Annotated in this window: 13 protein-coding genes and 3 tRNA genes; 9 read left to right on the top strand and 7 right to left on the bottom strand. The window is 46.4% G+C overall.

Annotated elements, in window-relative coordinates:
• Positions 1-8: 8 nt before the first annotated feature.
• On the bottom strand, positions 9-647 hold the full coding sequence (psrA, locus tag K5Q99_RS07025) for a TetR family transcriptional repressor PsrA (RefSeq protein ID WP_106650433.1): 639 nt from the start codon (positions 645-647) through the stop codon (positions 9-11).
• 220 nt (positions 648-867) lie between these two features.
• On the opposite strand from psrA, the gene K5Q99_RS07020 reads away from it, so the two are divergent.
• Entirely contained in the window at positions 868-2733 is a 1866-nt protein-coding gene (locus K5Q99_RS07020) for a M2 family metallopeptidase (protein WP_220776446.1), read from the top strand.
• Between the two features lie 104 nt (positions 2734-2837).
• On the opposite strand, the gene smrA is transcribed toward K5Q99_RS07020, so the two are convergent.
• Entirely contained in the window at positions 2838-3428 is a 591-nt protein-coding gene (gene smrA, locus K5Q99_RS07015) for a DNA endonuclease SmrA (protein ID WP_220592917.1), read from the bottom strand.
• Between the two features lie 118 nt (positions 3429-3546).
• On the opposite strand from smrA, the gene K5Q99_RS07010 reads away from it, so the two are divergent.
• Both K5Q99_RS07010 and K5Q99_RS07005 read left to right on the top strand, forming a co-directional pair.
• The gene (locus K5Q99_RS07010; RefSeq protein WP_220776445.1) at positions 3547-4122 is read left to right on the top strand and encodes a YybH family protein; all 576 of its coding nucleotides are present in this window, start codon (positions 3547-3549) and stop codon (positions 4120-4122) included.
• Between the two features lie 99 nt (positions 4123-4221).
• Positions 4222-4743 (top strand): YchJ family protein, encoded by a 522-nt coding sequence (locus K5Q99_RS07005; RefSeq protein ID WP_373317029.1) that lies wholly within the window; start codon positions 4222-4224, stop codon positions 4741-4743.
• 18 nt (positions 4744-4761) lie between these two features.
• Here the strand turns inward: K5Q99_RS07005 and K5Q99_RS07000 are convergent, their stop codons facing one another.
• The 3 genes from K5Q99_RS07000 to K5Q99_RS06990 form a co-directional block, all read right to left on the bottom strand.
• Positions 4762-6945, bottom strand: a complete 2184-nt coding sequence (locus tag K5Q99_RS07000; protein ID WP_220776443.1) for a putative bifunctional diguanylate cyclase/phosphodiesterase — start codon at positions 6943-6945, stop codon at positions 4762-4764.
• 251 nt (positions 6946-7196) lie between these two features.
• Positions 7197-7484 (bottom strand): DUF406 family protein, encoded by a 288-nt coding sequence (locus K5Q99_RS06995; protein WP_006081553.1) that lies wholly within the window; start codon positions 7482-7484, stop codon positions 7197-7199.
• A 208-nt stretch (positions 7485-7692) separates the two neighbouring features.
• Positions 7693-8181, bottom strand: coding sequence for a VC2046/SO_2500 family protein (locus K5Q99_RS06990; protein ID WP_106650426.1), 489 nt, complete (start codon positions 8179-8181; stop codon positions 7693-7695).
• Between the two features lie 125 nt (positions 8182-8306).
• Here K5Q99_RS06990 and K5Q99_RS06985 point away from each other — a divergent pair.
• From K5Q99_RS06985 to K5Q99_RS06970, 4 genes are all read left to right on the top strand, one after another.
• Positions 8307-8391: transfer RNA gene (locus K5Q99_RS06985), tRNA-Tyr, on the top strand.
• 71 nt (positions 8392-8462) lie between these two features.
• Positions 8463-8547 (top strand) — tRNA-Tyr (locus K5Q99_RS06980).
• A gap of 84 nt (positions 8548-8631) precedes the next feature.
• A tRNA-Tyr gene (locus K5Q99_RS06975) sits at positions 8632-8716 on the top strand.
• 269 nt (positions 8717-8985) lie between these two features.
• Positions 8986-10131, top strand: a complete 1146-nt coding sequence (locus K5Q99_RS06970; protein WP_246604410.1) for a PLP-dependent cysteine synthase family protein — start codon at positions 8986-8988, stop codon at positions 10129-10131.
• A 124-nt stretch (positions 10132-10255) separates the two neighbouring features.
• On the opposite strand, the gene queE is transcribed toward K5Q99_RS06970, so the two are convergent.
• Entirely contained in the window at positions 10256-10924 is a 669-nt protein-coding gene (gene queE / locus K5Q99_RS06965) for a 7-carboxy-7-deazaguanine synthase QueE (RefSeq protein WP_220776442.1), read from the bottom strand.
• Between the two features lie 171 nt (positions 10925-11095).
• On the opposite strand from queE, the gene queC reads away from it, so the two are divergent.
• Both queC and rrtA read left to right on the top strand, forming a co-directional pair.
• Positions 11096-11818, top strand: coding sequence for a 7-cyano-7-deazaguanine synthase QueC (queC, locus tag K5Q99_RS06960; protein WP_220592910.1), 723 nt, complete (start codon positions 11096-11098; stop codon positions 11816-11818).
• Complete coding sequence (gene rrtA, locus K5Q99_RS06955) at positions 11815-12411, top strand: rhombosortase (RefSeq protein WP_220776441.1); 597 nt, start codon at positions 11815-11817, stop codon at positions 12409-12411. Before queC ends, rrtA begins: the two co-directional genes overlap by 4 nt.
• 77 nt (positions 12412-12488) lie before the next feature.
• On the opposite strand, the gene uvrB is transcribed toward rrtA, so the two are convergent.
• On the bottom strand, positions 12489-14495 hold the full coding sequence (gene uvrB, locus K5Q99_RS06950) for an excinuclease ABC subunit UvrB (protein ID WP_106650421.1): 2007 nt from the start codon (positions 14493-14495) through the stop codon (positions 12489-12491).
• Positions 14496-14801: the final 306 nt, after the last annotated feature.

Raw genomic sequence — 14801 nt, 5'->3', positions numbered from 1 at the left:
CCTTTTAATTAAGAAGAAACGGGGACTGATACGCCAGCCGCCATGTATGGGATCACTTTACGGATAACGGCTTCGATGTCGTTATGCTCACCAAACTCAGCAGCAGCGATATCGTTTAGGGCATCGGCCGACGCCATAGTGAATACGATAGTGCCTAAGGTAAAGTGTAAACGCCAAAACATTTCAGCGGGTGGAATATGTGGCGCACTGGCCGATACAGCTTTAACAAATGCATCCAAATGTTGGCCATAATGGGTCGTGATAAACCAACGTAAATGCCCTTGGCTTTCGATATAACCGCGTCCTAAAAGCTGCAGGAAGATCGTGGTGCCTTCAGTACGTAGCGCGTTTAAATCCAATAAAGGATCGACCAGCGAAGACAGAATTTCTTCGAGTGTTGCTTGTGCTGGCGCGGTATTTAAGCGATTAATTTGGTTTGAAGCCGCAGGCATAAACACGTCTAAATAACGCGCTAATACTGCACGGATCAGCTCTTTTTTAGAACCAAAGTGATAATTGACCGATGCTAAATTCACCTCAGCCTTACTGGTGATGAGTCGCAACGAGGTCTCAGAAAAGCCCCGTTCAGCGAACAGTTTTTCTGCGGCATCAAGTATTCTAGTTTTTGTATCGGATCGACTTGCCATTCCGTGACCTTGAATTAATTTAAAACACTCGTTTAAATTAAACATTGGCACCACGGATGTCAAACTAAAATTGGACAAATTCACCGCTTTCTAGTCTGTGATATAAGCGGTATGTCGCACATGTCCGAATAAGTGTTAAAAACAAGTCAATTAACCCTTGTGCAATAACCCTGTGGTTTAGGTAAACTGTGTAACACAAAAACAACAAGGACAAGTAGACATGGTTATTTCATTGAATCGTCGCAGTAAAATCGCCCTCACAGTCGCCTTAGCGCTGGGATTAACAGCCTGTAATGATGCACAAAGTAAAACAGACAAGCCTGCTAGCACTGAAGCGGCGGTCATCAATACCACACCTAATAAAGCACAAGCGATTGCTTTTATTAACGATGCAGAAGCCAAAATGGCTGAATTATCGATTGAATCTAATCGCGCCGAGTGGATTTACAGCAACTTTATTACCGATGACACTGCTGCCCTCTCTGCCGCAGTCGGTGAAAAGGTCAGCGCAGCGTCAGTAAAATTTGCAACAGAGGCGGCTAAGTACGCCAATGTGGACCTCGATCCCGTTAATGCCCGCAAACTCAATATATTGCGCAGTGCGTTAGTGTTACCCGCCCCGCTAGACCCTGCGAAAAATGCCGAGCTTGCGCAAATTAGCTCAGAATTAAATGGCTTATACGGCAAAGGAAAATACTGTTTTGCCGACGGTAACTGTATGACCCAGCCTGAGCTATCGAGTTTAATGGCCGAATCACGTGATCCCGTTGCATTACTGGAAGCGTGGAAAGGCTGGCGTGAAATCGCCAAACCTATGCGTCCCTTATTTGAACGTGAAGTGGAACTGGCCAATGAAGGCGCGAAGGATCTCGGTTATGCAAACCTGTCTGAGCTATGGCGCAGTCAATATGATATGAAACCCGATGATTTTTCACAGGAACTTGACCGTCTTTGGGGCCAAGTCAAACCCCTTTATGAGTCCTTGCACTGCTACGTACGCGGTGAACTCAATAAAGAATACGGCGATAACATCGCACCAACCACAGGACCTATCCCTGCACATTTACTCGGTAATATGTGGGCCCAGCAATGGGGCAATGTGTATGACTTAGTCGCCCCAGACAATGCCGACCCAGGTTATGATGTCACTGAGTTACTGGCAAAAAATGGCTATGACGAACATAAAATGGTGAAACAAGCCGAAGGCTTCTTCACGTCGCTAGGATTTGCGCCATTGCCTGAGAGTTTTTGGGCTCGTTCACTGTTTGTTCAGCCCAAGGATCGTGATGTGGTTTGCCACGCCTCGGCATGGGATCTCGATAATCTCGACGATATTCGCATAAAAATGTGTATCCAAAAGACCGCCGAAGACTTTAGCGTGATCCACCACGAACTTGGGCATAACTTCTATCAACGCGCTTATAAGCAGCAACCATTCCTGTTTAAAAACAGCGCCAACGACGGTTTCCATGAAGCGATTGGTGACACAATTGCGCTGTCGATCACCCCAAGCTACTTAAAACAGATTGGTTTACTTGAAGAAGTGCCTGATGCCTCTAAGGATATTGGGCTTTTACTGAAGCAAGCTTTAGATAAAATCGCCTTCCTGCCCTTTGGTTTGATGATAGATCAGTGGCGCTGGAAAGTGTTTAGCGGCGAAATCACACCAGCGCAATATAACCAAGCTTGGTGGGATCTCAGGGAGAAATACCAAGGCATAAAAGCACCAGTTGAACGTAGTGAAGCAGATTTTGATCCGGGCGCTAAATACCATGTGCCAGGTAATGTGCCTTACACCCGTTACTTCCTCGCGCATATTCTGCAATTTCAGTTCCATCAAGCCCTGTGTGAAACTGCGGGCGATAAAGGACCGGTACACAGATGCAGTATTTATGGCAATCAAGCCGCGGGAGAGAAACTTAATAAGATGCTCGAGTTAGGCTTAAGCAAGCCATGGCCAGAGGCATTGAAAGAAGTCACCGACAAAGAAGCTATGGATGCCAAAGCTGTGCTCGATTACTTCGCGCCACTTAAAACATGGTTAGATGAGCAAAATACCGCGGCTAATCGCCAATGCGGTTGGTAATCATGAGTTAAACCATCGCCAAGTTGTATAAAACAAAATGCCCAACGAGATTGGGCATTTTTATTCGAGACTTTTTATTTCATACACGGCCTGTTTTTTTTGGTCTAACGCCAGCCCATGCCTTTACGATTGGCTTCACGGTTCTCAAGCTTTAACTGTTCAGACTTAGTTAACATCACATACAGCGCCCCAGTGCCGCCCTGCTCCGTTTTCGCCGAATGATAGGCCAGCACCATATCAAGCTGTGATAACCAACAACACACAGCGGATTTGAGTAATCCCGCAAAAGGTTGGCTCTGATAACCTTTACCGTGGATCAACATCACGCACCGCTCACCATGCGCCTGCGCTGCCAGTAGATAGTTGAGTACAGCCTCGCGAGCTTGATTAAGTCGATAGGCATGCACATCGAGCTCCATCTTGATACTGTATTGCCCCATGCGTAAGCGCTTAAAAACGCCGCCTTGTACCCCTTCACGTTTAAAGCTGACAATCTCATCCGGGGCTTGCTGCACAAACGCCTTTAAATCCAGCGGCATACACGCTAAATAAGCTTCCCTTTGTAATGCATCGCGTCTATTGATCTGCTCCGTCGTTAACGCTTTGGGCGCAAAACTCACCACAGGTACCTCACCTTTCAGGGGTACAACTCCGGCCATTTCCTCAAAAAACAGTGCTGATTCATCATCCAGCATGGCAAGCTCCTTTACTTCACACTCTTGTACAGAAACACACTTTGTAAACATTCAAGGCTTTAGTTCAGCGGGCGGCTCCATTATAGTGACGCCATGATTGCCAGATTAGAATAAAGTAATGAAATTTTTGCCGCTAGTCCTGATGTGCCTATTGTCGCTGCCAAGCTTAGCCAATCCAGCTAAAACGCATACAAAATCCACAGATGATCAATTGATCAATGCTAATTATCCTTTATTTATTAGCGCTTTTAATCAATTATCCCCTGAAGTGACCCGTGAAATTTATGCCGATGATGCGAGCTACTTATCTGAGAGTCAAAGTAAAGAGATTTACTATGGACGAGATAATATCGTTGCGATTTACAAGAAATTTTTCGATAAAATCCGCGCTAAGAAAGCCACTATCGACGTGGATTTCCGCATTACTAAACGTAAAATTATCGGCGATGGTGCCATAGATACTGGCTATTATTTAGTTCGATTTTATCCCGCACAAGAAACGGGCGAACCTGTGAGTGAATTTGCAGGCAAATTTGCCATTGGTACAGAAAAGGTCTCAGCGACTCAGTGGAAAGTAAGTTTAGACACCAATAATCGTGCAGAACCTAGCTATTATCTAAATGCGAAACCTGTGCCTAATTTGTATTATGGCCGCCAGTTCCCGCCTTTGCCTGTCGGTAAAAAATTACCCTAAGTTTTGTGCTGACGCTATTTAACGCATTCAGATTCCAGCCTAATGCGTTAGAATAAAAGCCTAATTTATTAAATAAATCGATATCGCAAAGAATACATGATGACAACTGAACAACACTGCCCCTGTGGCAGTGGCAAACGCTATCAAGATTGCTGCTCTCCACTGCATATTCATCTGGATTCTGGGCAAGTCGTTGCGCGCACGCCCGAGCAACTCATGCGCTCACGCTACTGCGCATTTGTGTTGAAAAATTTTGATTATATATTAAAGACACATCACCCCGAGTATCTAAACGGTCTCACCCTAGCGAGTCTCAATACTGGCCCTCACCCACACTGGTTAGGACTAGAAGTACTCAGCAGCAGTGAAACACCCGCCCACAGCATTCAAGCGAGTCAAGCCGAAGATGAACCAAGACATGGCACAGTGAAATTTAAGGCTTGGTACACACTCGAAGGTAAAATTGATGCTATCTATGAACGTTCGGAATTCATCTATCAAACGGGCCGCTGGTATTACAGCCAAGGCCTGCAAATGACGGCGAAGTTACCCGGCAGAAATGATCCTTGCGTTTGCCATAGCGGTAAAAAATTCAAACAATGCTGCTTAAAATCCCTCTGATTTAACAAGTACACCAGTCTAGTGGGTCAAGACCGAAGGGCTTTTGGCCGACAAAATAAATTGTGCAAACTCAGGCTCCCGCAATGCGGGGCTATAGAGATAGCCCTGCGCCTGATGGCAAAAACTTTTCGCTAAAAAGGCTTCTTGTTCAAGGGTTTCAACCCCTTCTGCCGTCAAAGAGATATTCAAAGCACTCGCCATGGCGATAATGGCTGAGACAATTTCGCGGCTTTCGCGGCTCACAGTCAGATCTGAAATAAACGACCGATCAATCTTAAGTTTACTGATCGGGAACTGCTTCAAATAACGCATTGAGCTATAACCCGTGCCAAAATCGTCAATCGCAAGCCCTACGCCTAATTCCGCTAATTCTTGGCATAACAGCGTCGCGTGGCGAATGTCGCCCATCAACTCAGTTTCAGTGATCTCTAAAATTAACGTCTTAGGTTTCAATCGATAACGAGTCAACAGCTGCCACACCTGCTCGAATAAATTGCCACTGAAAAACTGACGGGCCGACACATTCACGTGCATTGTCATGTCCGCATTATGGTGTTGCCATAGGTTCAACTGGCGACATGCGGCCTCTAACACCCAGCTACCAATGGAATTAATCATCCCCGACTGCTCGGCAATGTCGATAAAAGATGCGGGAAATAGCACGCCCCTTTTAGGATGGTGCCAACGGATTAAAGCTTCAGCACCAATATAGGTATTCTGCTCTAAATCCCTCAGTGGCTGATAATAAAGCTCAAACTGACGGCCACGAATGGCACTGTGTAAATCGCGCTCTATCTGCGCATCTTCTTTAAATGCGCTCAACAAAGTACTGTTAAACACTTGGATTGCAGTGCCTTTTTTCTTTTTAGCATACTGAACAGCAATATCGGCACAGGTTAACGGCGCAAACAAACTCGCCACCGAGGCGATATCAACCACAGCTAAGGCAGGCTTAGGCTCGACTTGCTCGCGACCGATTAAGATAGGCATAGCCAGATGCTGATACAGACGCGTACTAAAATAGTCGAGATCGTATACCGCGTTATCATCGGTCAACAATACGGCAAATTCATCGCTGCCGACGCGGGCAATTTCGGTGGCTTTATTGATTTCGGAGAAATGTTTCAAACGGCGGGCAATTTCTATCAACAAGCTATCGCCATTCTCATGACCATAGGTATCGTTAAACCGCTTAAATCCTACTAAATCAACTAATAACAACAAACCTTTATTGGTACGTTCAAGCACTCGATTAAAGTGGGTGCGGTTATGTAACCCCGTTAATCCACAGCGCCAAGCGAGGCGTTCAAGCTCTGACTTGTAGTTGTGCTCATCGGTATTTTCTTCACACGAGACCAAGGCATAATGATTGCCGCGATCAGTAATGAATTGACTCAAGACGTATGTCAGCCAATAGCGGCTGCCATCGGCACGACTAAACTGCACTTCGCCTTTGGCAATCTCGCCCCTAAATATCTGCGCTAGGGTTTGCTCGGCTAATTGGGCATGCTGCTTAAAAAAAGCCAATTCACGGATATTTGCGCCGATTATCTGCTCACGGGGCATGCCAGTGATTTCACTGTGTGCCTGATTCACATACTCGACTTTTTCAGTATGCAAATTAATGAGCATACTGATCTGTCGCGATTGCTCCGTCGCGCAGCGAAATAGGCTCAAACTTTCTTCTTTGTCGTAGCTGTGTTTTGTCGCTAAGGTCAGGGCTAATTGATCGGCCATCTGGCACGATAGGTGGATTTCGCTGTCGTGCCAATGGGGAGTGAATTGCGCCCGCTCGATGCAGAGCACACCTTCGAGACGACCATTAATGCGAATGGCGATGTCGAGAGTTGAATTGATGTGCCGCGGGATAAAGTAGCACTCTGCCAATTCACTTAAACGGGGATCGGTCAGGGCATTGCCGGCATCGATATGGCGCAGGGTTTTAAGCTCGTGCACATAACGGGGACAAGCTTGTAATAGTTTAGGCCTATGAATGTCTTGCAACATCATAGAACCAAATTGTGCAACGAGTGTTTGGGTTTGTTGATCAGCTGAAAACGTCCACACTGACACCAAAGAAACCGCTAAATTCTGGCACAACAACTCTGTGGCTAACTCTGCTGTCTTGGTGAAATCGCCCTGCTGTTTTGCAGTTGACTGAACCAAAGACTCCAATAAATGCTGATGCTGACGTCGCTTCACGCTGATTCCCTACAAAACTTCGTGTTGGGCTAAAGGTCTTTGCTACGCGCAAACGTACCTTGAAATGTGCAATTAAGCTGATTGAATTATTCTTATTTGGAGGCAGATTACACTATCTATTGTAAGTGCAGCAACATGTGGCACAATTTATTACAATTCAGTTAACAACTGCAGCATTTTTAGACAGTTAAAACGATTAAGCTCGAATTCTATCCGCTAAAATCTATCCACTAAAAGTGCTGCACAAAAACTTATAAACCGTTTTCCAATTGGAAAATCATTTTCTCGGCGCTCACACCAAAGGTCAGCAGTAAATCGATACCCGCCGCCGTGGTCACAAACTCAGTTTGTACTTCAGCAAATCGAGCTTGGGCGCGGCTCGCCATACTTTCGGCATCTGTTTGCGCGCTATCGCCAACAAAATTTAACGTCAATAACGTATCATGTTCATCAATGACGGCGCCGATATCGACAAAACTGCCACAATCGGTGCAAGTATCATTCACCGCCGGATTCTGTGCTTCTATTATGCCTTTCATCTGTATTCCTTATTTATAAAGCGACCGATTAACGGCATCACTAAACTATGCCGCTAATTTATTTGCGCGGTAAGTGGGTAACTCGATAGGTTAATCAGAATTATAGGTAATTAAGCCTCAAGATAACTGGCTTTAGCTCACGCTTATTTACTGAAATGGCGCAGATTGACGCTATTGGTATTGTAGAGGACTTGCTGGAAATGGGTAACTAGGCAGAAGCAAGCAGAGGCACGAGATTACGTTGGATTGCCAATTGATCGGCAAAATGCATGATTTCAACCTTAGGCGCGCTGAGTTGGCCCCGCTGCCTGAGCTGGGTGACATGATCACAGTTACTCAGGGCCTCGGCCATTGCAACGCTCTCACCGCCTCGGATCACTAAGGCTTCCGGTCGTAGTGCCTGCTGTAATTGAAATGCCCGCGGACCTTGCGCCATAAAAATACTGCTGTTATCGACTACAGGTTCGGCTGAGGATAAATCCGCCATTAAGCTTTGCTGTGGTGGTAATTCGAACTGACGCTGTAATTTTTGCGCCATATCGAGATCTTTTTGCCATTGAAATTGCGCCATGTCCCGTGCGTCAACCGACAGTAACGACAGCAACAGGGCGAATTCGCCCCGTCTGTCGTTTTCTATCGCCGCATTTAAGCGGGTGCCAATTTGGGCTTCGTTGACTAAAGGAACATCAATTTGCATAAAAAAACATCGTCAAAACAATTCGTTGTTAGTTAATCGACCATTTGATGCATAACTTTAGGAAAATTTTTAAATTGGGTATTTACATGCAAAAGGTTTCTGACTACTATGGCGGCCGCAATTGAGGAGGGGTTCCCGAGTGGCCAAAGGGATCAGACTGTAAATCTGACGGCTCAGCCTTCGAAGGTTCGAATCCTTCTCCCTCCACCATTTGCACTGTAAGTTTGTGGGTGTTGTTCGAAAATGATGTAGAGTTTTACAATAGCGTTAAAAGTATTCGTGGAGGGGTTCCCGAGTGGCCAAAGGGATCAGACTGTAAATCTGACGGCTCAGCCTTCGAAGGTTCGAATCCTTCTCCCTCCACCATCTTTATCTCTAACGTAGATTATCATTTTCAAGTATCAAACATGGCCAATGTTTGGTTCAGTTTTAAAAGTAAAGAAAGTTTGTGGAGGGGTTCCCGAGTGGCCAAAGGGATCAGACTGTAAATCTGACGGCTCAGCCTTCGAAGGTTCGAATCCTTCTCCCTCCACCATTTCTTTCATTATCTCTATCGCTCTTGTTCAACTTCCGTTTTTTATTCCCGTTTTATCTGTAATAACTTCATCTATTCCTTTTGTTCTGATTACATTCTTTGTATTAAACTGCACTCCTGTTTAAAGCCATCTTTGTTTGAAGACATCTTTTATTTCACAATATTTGTCTTTAACAGCAATCACGCCTCGCGCGACTTCAAGCTAACGATCCCAAGCTAGTAATGAACCAATAAAACCGCTTTACCCGTCCCTGTGATATGCTCTAAAAATGCTCCCTTTCGAAGTAACTACTATGATATCGAACACGATTCAACCGCCAGTGGACTCACACAGTGCTCACAGACTCTGCCCAACGTGGGAAGCCCATGCGATAGGCAAGATTGAAGCGGATTTTCAGCGTAGCGCCGATACCCATTTGATTAAGCTTGAATTACCTATGCTCGATGGCATAAATATTTATCTTAAAGATGAAAGTACCCACCCGACAGGCAGTTTAAAGCATCGCCTCGCCCGTTCACTCTTTCTCTATGCCCTGTGTAACGGCTGGATTAAGCAAGGTACGCCCATTATCGAATCCTCATCGGGTAGCACGGCGATTTCTGAAGCCTATTTTGCCCGCTTACTCGGTTTACCTTTTATTGCCGTGATGCCCAAAAGCACGGCTAAAAAGAAGATTGAGCAGATCACTTTCTATGGCGGCCAATGTCATTTTGTCGACCATTCCAGTGAAATTTACGCCGAATCGGCACGCCTCGCCGCAGAACTTGGCGGCCATTATATGGATCAATTCACCTACGCCGAGCGCGCAACCGACTGGCGCGGTAACAATAATATCGCCAATTCGATTTTCAATCAGATGGAGCGCGAGCCACATACTATCCCGCGTTGGATAGTGATGAGTCCAGGCACAGGCGGCACCTCGGCGACCATAGGCCGTTACATCCGATATCAAAGGTTGACGACCCAGCTTTGCGTAGTCGACCCACAAAACTCGGTGTTTTTTGATTTTTATCAGAGCGGCGATGCCAGCTTAACCTGTTGTAATGGCAGTAAGATTGAAGGCATAGGTCGACCGAGAGTCGAGCCATCGTTTATCCCTGGTGTTGTCGATACTATGCTGCAAATCCCCGACGCCGCATCGGTGGCGACAATTCATTGGTTAGAACAATTGATTGGCCGTAAAACCGGCGCATCCACAGGAACCAACCTGTACGGCGCATTACAACTTGCCGTACAAATGCAAGCGCGTGGAGAACATGGCTCAATAGTAACCCTCATTTGTGACTCGGGTGAACGTTACCTTGATACTTATTACGATATAGATTGGATTACAGCTAACATCGGCGATATTGCGCCCTATCAGCGTCAACTTGCAGCATTTAATCATTTCGGCCAGTTAAGTGAGCTTGATTAACCGACTCGATTGAATCACTTACCTTCAGTCGACGGCTTTAAAGTCCACAGCTAAACGTCACCCATAAAAAACGCCCCACAATTGTGAGGCGTTTTTTTATCGTTTATAGATTAACTGAAGGGCATTAATCAATATTCAAATACTTATGGGTCTGGATCGATAAGCGCCAATTACGGGCAATACACACCTTCATCGCCAGTTCTGTCGCTCTAGGCTTTTGACTAATCGGCTGAAGGCAAATCGTTTTCGCTGAAATATCGATGTCTTGCAGCAACTCATCCAATTCAGCAATATGATTTTCAGTGGCGATAGGATGCTTGATCTCATTGGCGCGGTTCAGCGCCTGCGCTAATACCTGATAGCCCCCTTTCATGTTCACCTTGGGCGATACCGTCACCCAAGTGTCATCGGCACAGTTGATGTCGAAGGTACCACTGGTTTCGATTTGGGTCGCAAAGCCTTGGCTGTGCAAGGTTTCAGTTAATTCGCGTAAATCGTACATACAAGGCTCGCCGCCAGTAATCACAATATGGCGCGCAGTAAAACCTTTAGCATCAAAAGCAGCAATAAGACTTTGCGCGCTATGGTTTGCCCAGCGACCAATGTTGCCATCGACGGTAATCACTTGTTCAGGCGAGACCTTATTGGCTTCCAGCACATCCCATGTCTGTTTCGTGTCGCACCAAGCGCATCCCACGGGACAACCTTGCAGGCGGACAAATATGGCGGGCACTCCGGTAAAGACACCTTCACCTTGAATGGTTTCAAATACTTCGTTGACTGGGTAGTTCATGCTGGCGTTCCACTTTTCTGGGGCGGCATTTATAGTGGATTTTAGCTTGAGCTGCAAGTTTTTGCGCCGACAACGCCGATTTGATGTCGTTCGTCAGAGTTTGCAAGCCCTATGGCCTGAGTTACACTAACGGCCTATTTGAGAGTGTTCTACGGTGAAGTGAAATCTTTTATGTCAACGAGCTTAGTGTCAAAACCCTTAGCGTCAAAAGCAGTGGTAGTATTCAGTGGCGGACAAGATTCGACAACCTGTCTTATCCAAGCCCTAACCCAGTACGATGAAGTACACGGGATCACCTTTGACTACGGTCAACGTCACCGCGAAGAAATTGAAGTCGCCAAATCCTTAGCTAAACGCTTGAAAATCACCAGCCATAAAGTCATGGATGTCACCTTACTCAATGAGTTAGCGATATCGGCGCTTACCCGTGATGCGATTCCCGTTTCACACGAGTTAATGGAAAATGGCCTGCCGAATACTTTTGTGCCAGGGCGTAATATTCTGTTTTTAACGCTTGCGGGGATTTATGCCTATCAATTAGGCGCGCAGGCGATTATCACCGGCGTGTGTGAAACCGATTTTTCGGGTTACCCAGATTGCCGTAACGATTTTGTTAAAGCGATGGAATCTGCCTTAGTTCAAGGTATGGATAAACAACTGAAGATCATCACGCCCTTAATGTGGCTCAATAAGGCACAAACCTGGGCGCTGGCGGATAAATATTCGCAACTCGAACTGGTTCGTCACCATACACTCACTTGCTATAACGGCGTGATTGGCGATGGTTGTGGCGATTGCCCAGCTTGTCATCTGCGTAAACGGGGGTTGGACGATTATCTACAGGATAAAACCGCAGTCATGGCTTCACTCGACGCTAACGAGCCTAAGGCATGACACGCAGTCCTTATTGGGTTGCGCTGATAGTGAGTTTGATATGTGCGGGTTTGTATGTCGCAGGCTTAGCCAGTCCCGCTGTCGACAACCTGCTCGCCTATCGCCGCAGTGCCATTGCTGATGGCGAATGGTGGCGCTTAATCAGCGGTAATTTATTGCACACCAATCAGTGGCACCTGTTGATGAACCTTGCAGGGCTGTGGGTTGTACTGTTTTTGCATCATTTCCACTACCATCTCAAAGGCTTAAGCGCACTGTTCCTGGTGTTATGTTTACTCGAAGGTGTAGGCTTATATTTGGGCTATCCGCAATTACTCGGTTATGTCGGCTTAAGCGGTATGTTGCATGGCTTATTCGCCTACGGCGCGGTGCAGGATATCGTCCGCAAGCTGCGCTCGGGCTATCTGCTACTCGTTGGCGTGTTCATCAAGGTTGGCCACGAGCAGCTTTACGGCGCCAGCAGTGATGTCACCGCCATTATAGGTGCACGCGTGGCAACCGAAGCGCATTTGGTCGGTTTAATCTGTGGGCTGATTTGTGCTTTAGCGGTATTCATCACGTTGAAGTTTCGCCCCGTAAAAGTCGCCGGTTAGTTCACCAGCACAGATTAAAAAGCCGTTACAGCATAATTGCTGGACGGCTTTTTTTGATCTTGAGCGCCGAGGTCAATCTAGGCCTTGATCAACAGATCCCGCAGATGTTTTACTTCATCACGCATCGCCGCCGCTTGTTCAAACTCTAAGTTGCGCGCATGTTCGTGCATCTTCTTCTCAAGCTTATCGATTTGATGGCTCAACTCAGTTGCATCAACTTTGTGGTAATCGGACTTAGACTCTGCCACTTTGCCATACACAGCTTTAGTGTCACGACCATCATCCACATCCATCACATCTGTAATACGTTTAACCACCCCCTTCGGAATGATCCCATGTTTTAGATTATGAGCCCGCTGTTTTTCGCGGCGACGCTCAGTTTCACCCATGGCTTTGGCCATCGAATTAGTAATACGGTCAGCATAGAGGATCACTTTACCATTGACGTTTCGCGCGGCTCTGCCGATGGTTTGAATAAGCGAGCGTTCAGAACGCAAGAAGCCCTCTTTATCGGCATCTAAAATACACACCAAAGATACTTCCGGCATGTCTAAGCCTTCGCGCAAGAGGTTGATCCCAACCAACACATCAAACTTTCCTAATCGCAGATCGCGGATGATCTCCACTCGCTCCACCGTGTCGATGTCGGAATGCAAATAACGCACTTTCACCCCATGCTCGTCTAGGTATTCGGTCAAATCCTCCGACATACGCTTGGTCAGTGTTGTAACTAATACCCGCTCATTCACCGCCACCCTTTTGGCGATTTCGGACAATAAATCATCCACTTGAATACCGACTGGGCGCACTTCTAATTCAGGATCAAGTAACCCTGTCGGTCGTACGACCTGCTCTGCAATCTCGCCTTCGCTCTTTTCTAACTCGTAAGCACTTGGCGTCGCCGACACATAAATGGTCTGCGGCATCAATTGTTCAAACTCTTCAAACTTGAGCGGGCGGTTATCTAATGCCGACGGTAAGCGGAAACCGTATTCCACGAGCGTGGTTTTACGGGAACGATCACCTTTGTACATAGCGCCGATTTGCGGCACAGTCACATGGGATTCGTCGATAATTAATAAGCCGTCAGCGGGCAAATAGTCGAGCAAGGTTGGCGGCCCTTCCCCAGGAGCGCGGCCAGACAAATAGCGCGAGTAGTTTTCGATACCGGAGCAGTAACCTAACTCCACCATCATTTCCACATCGTATTGCACTCGCTCATGAATACGCTGTGCTTCAATTAACTTATTGTTATCGAGTAAATATTGTTTACGCTCACGCAGTTCTTCTTTAATGAACTCAGTGGCGGCGATAATTTTTTCCCGCGGCGTCACATAGTGAGTCTTAGGGTAAACCGTCGTACGTGCTATCCGTTTAATAATATGGCCCGTTAACGGGTCAAACTCACTTAAACGCTCAATCTCATCGTCGAACAATTCAACACGAATGGCATTACGCTCAGAATCGGCAGGGAAAACATCAATCACTTCTCCACGCACGCGATAGGTGCCGCGCTGCAGTTCAATATCATTACGCGTATATTGCAACTCACTGAGACGGATTAAGATATCACGCTGCCCCATCACATCGCCTTGGCGCAGATGCAGCAACATTTTTAAATAGGAATCAGGATCACCCAAACCATAAATGGCCGACACAGAGGCGATGAGCACCACATCTTTGCGCTCTAACAGCGCCTTGGTCGCCGACAGGCGCATTTGCTCAATGTGGGCATTTACTGACGCATCTTTCTCAATAAAAGTGTTAGATGCAGGCACATAGGCTTCTGGCTGATAGTAATCGTAGTAAGAGACAAAATACTCGACCGCATTATGGGGAAAGAACTCTTTCATCTCGCCATAAAGCTGCGCCGCCAAGGTTTTATTCGGCGCCATGATAATTGTCGGGCGACCCAACTTTTGGATCACATTGGCAATCGTGAAGGTTTTACCTGAGCCCGTCACCCCAAGTAAGGTTTGGCAAGCTAAACCCGCTTCGAGTCCATCGACTAATTTGGCTATCGCTGTAGGTTGGTCGCCTGCGGGGGCGAATTGCGATTCAAGCTGAAAAACAGATTCTGACACGCGCACATATCCTTTTAATGAGTCGCCCCATTCTAATCAAGTCACCGACTAAGCTCCACAGTTATCCTGACTGTCGCCATTCATTACGCCGCAACACCGCCAGATGACAATTTAGTGGAAGCAACATGAAACTTTTACACCAAGTCATTTTCAACGATTTTTGCTTACAAAACACCCGCAAACTAAGCAAAAATGCCAATTTAATACACAAGAAATCAATTTCGTTCGATTACAAAATTGCAACCTGATTTACCCCCTCAACAAAAACCACTTGCTTTTAGTATGCACTTGATAATGCTTATATTT

It is taken from the genome of Shewanella hafniensis (assembly GCF_019655335.1).
GTDB lineage: Bacteria > Pseudomonadota > Gammaproteobacteria > Enterobacterales > Shewanellaceae > Shewanella > Shewanella hafniensis.
Note: the sequence above shows the minus strand (reverse complement) of the source record. Positions and strands in the feature narration are given on the sequence as shown.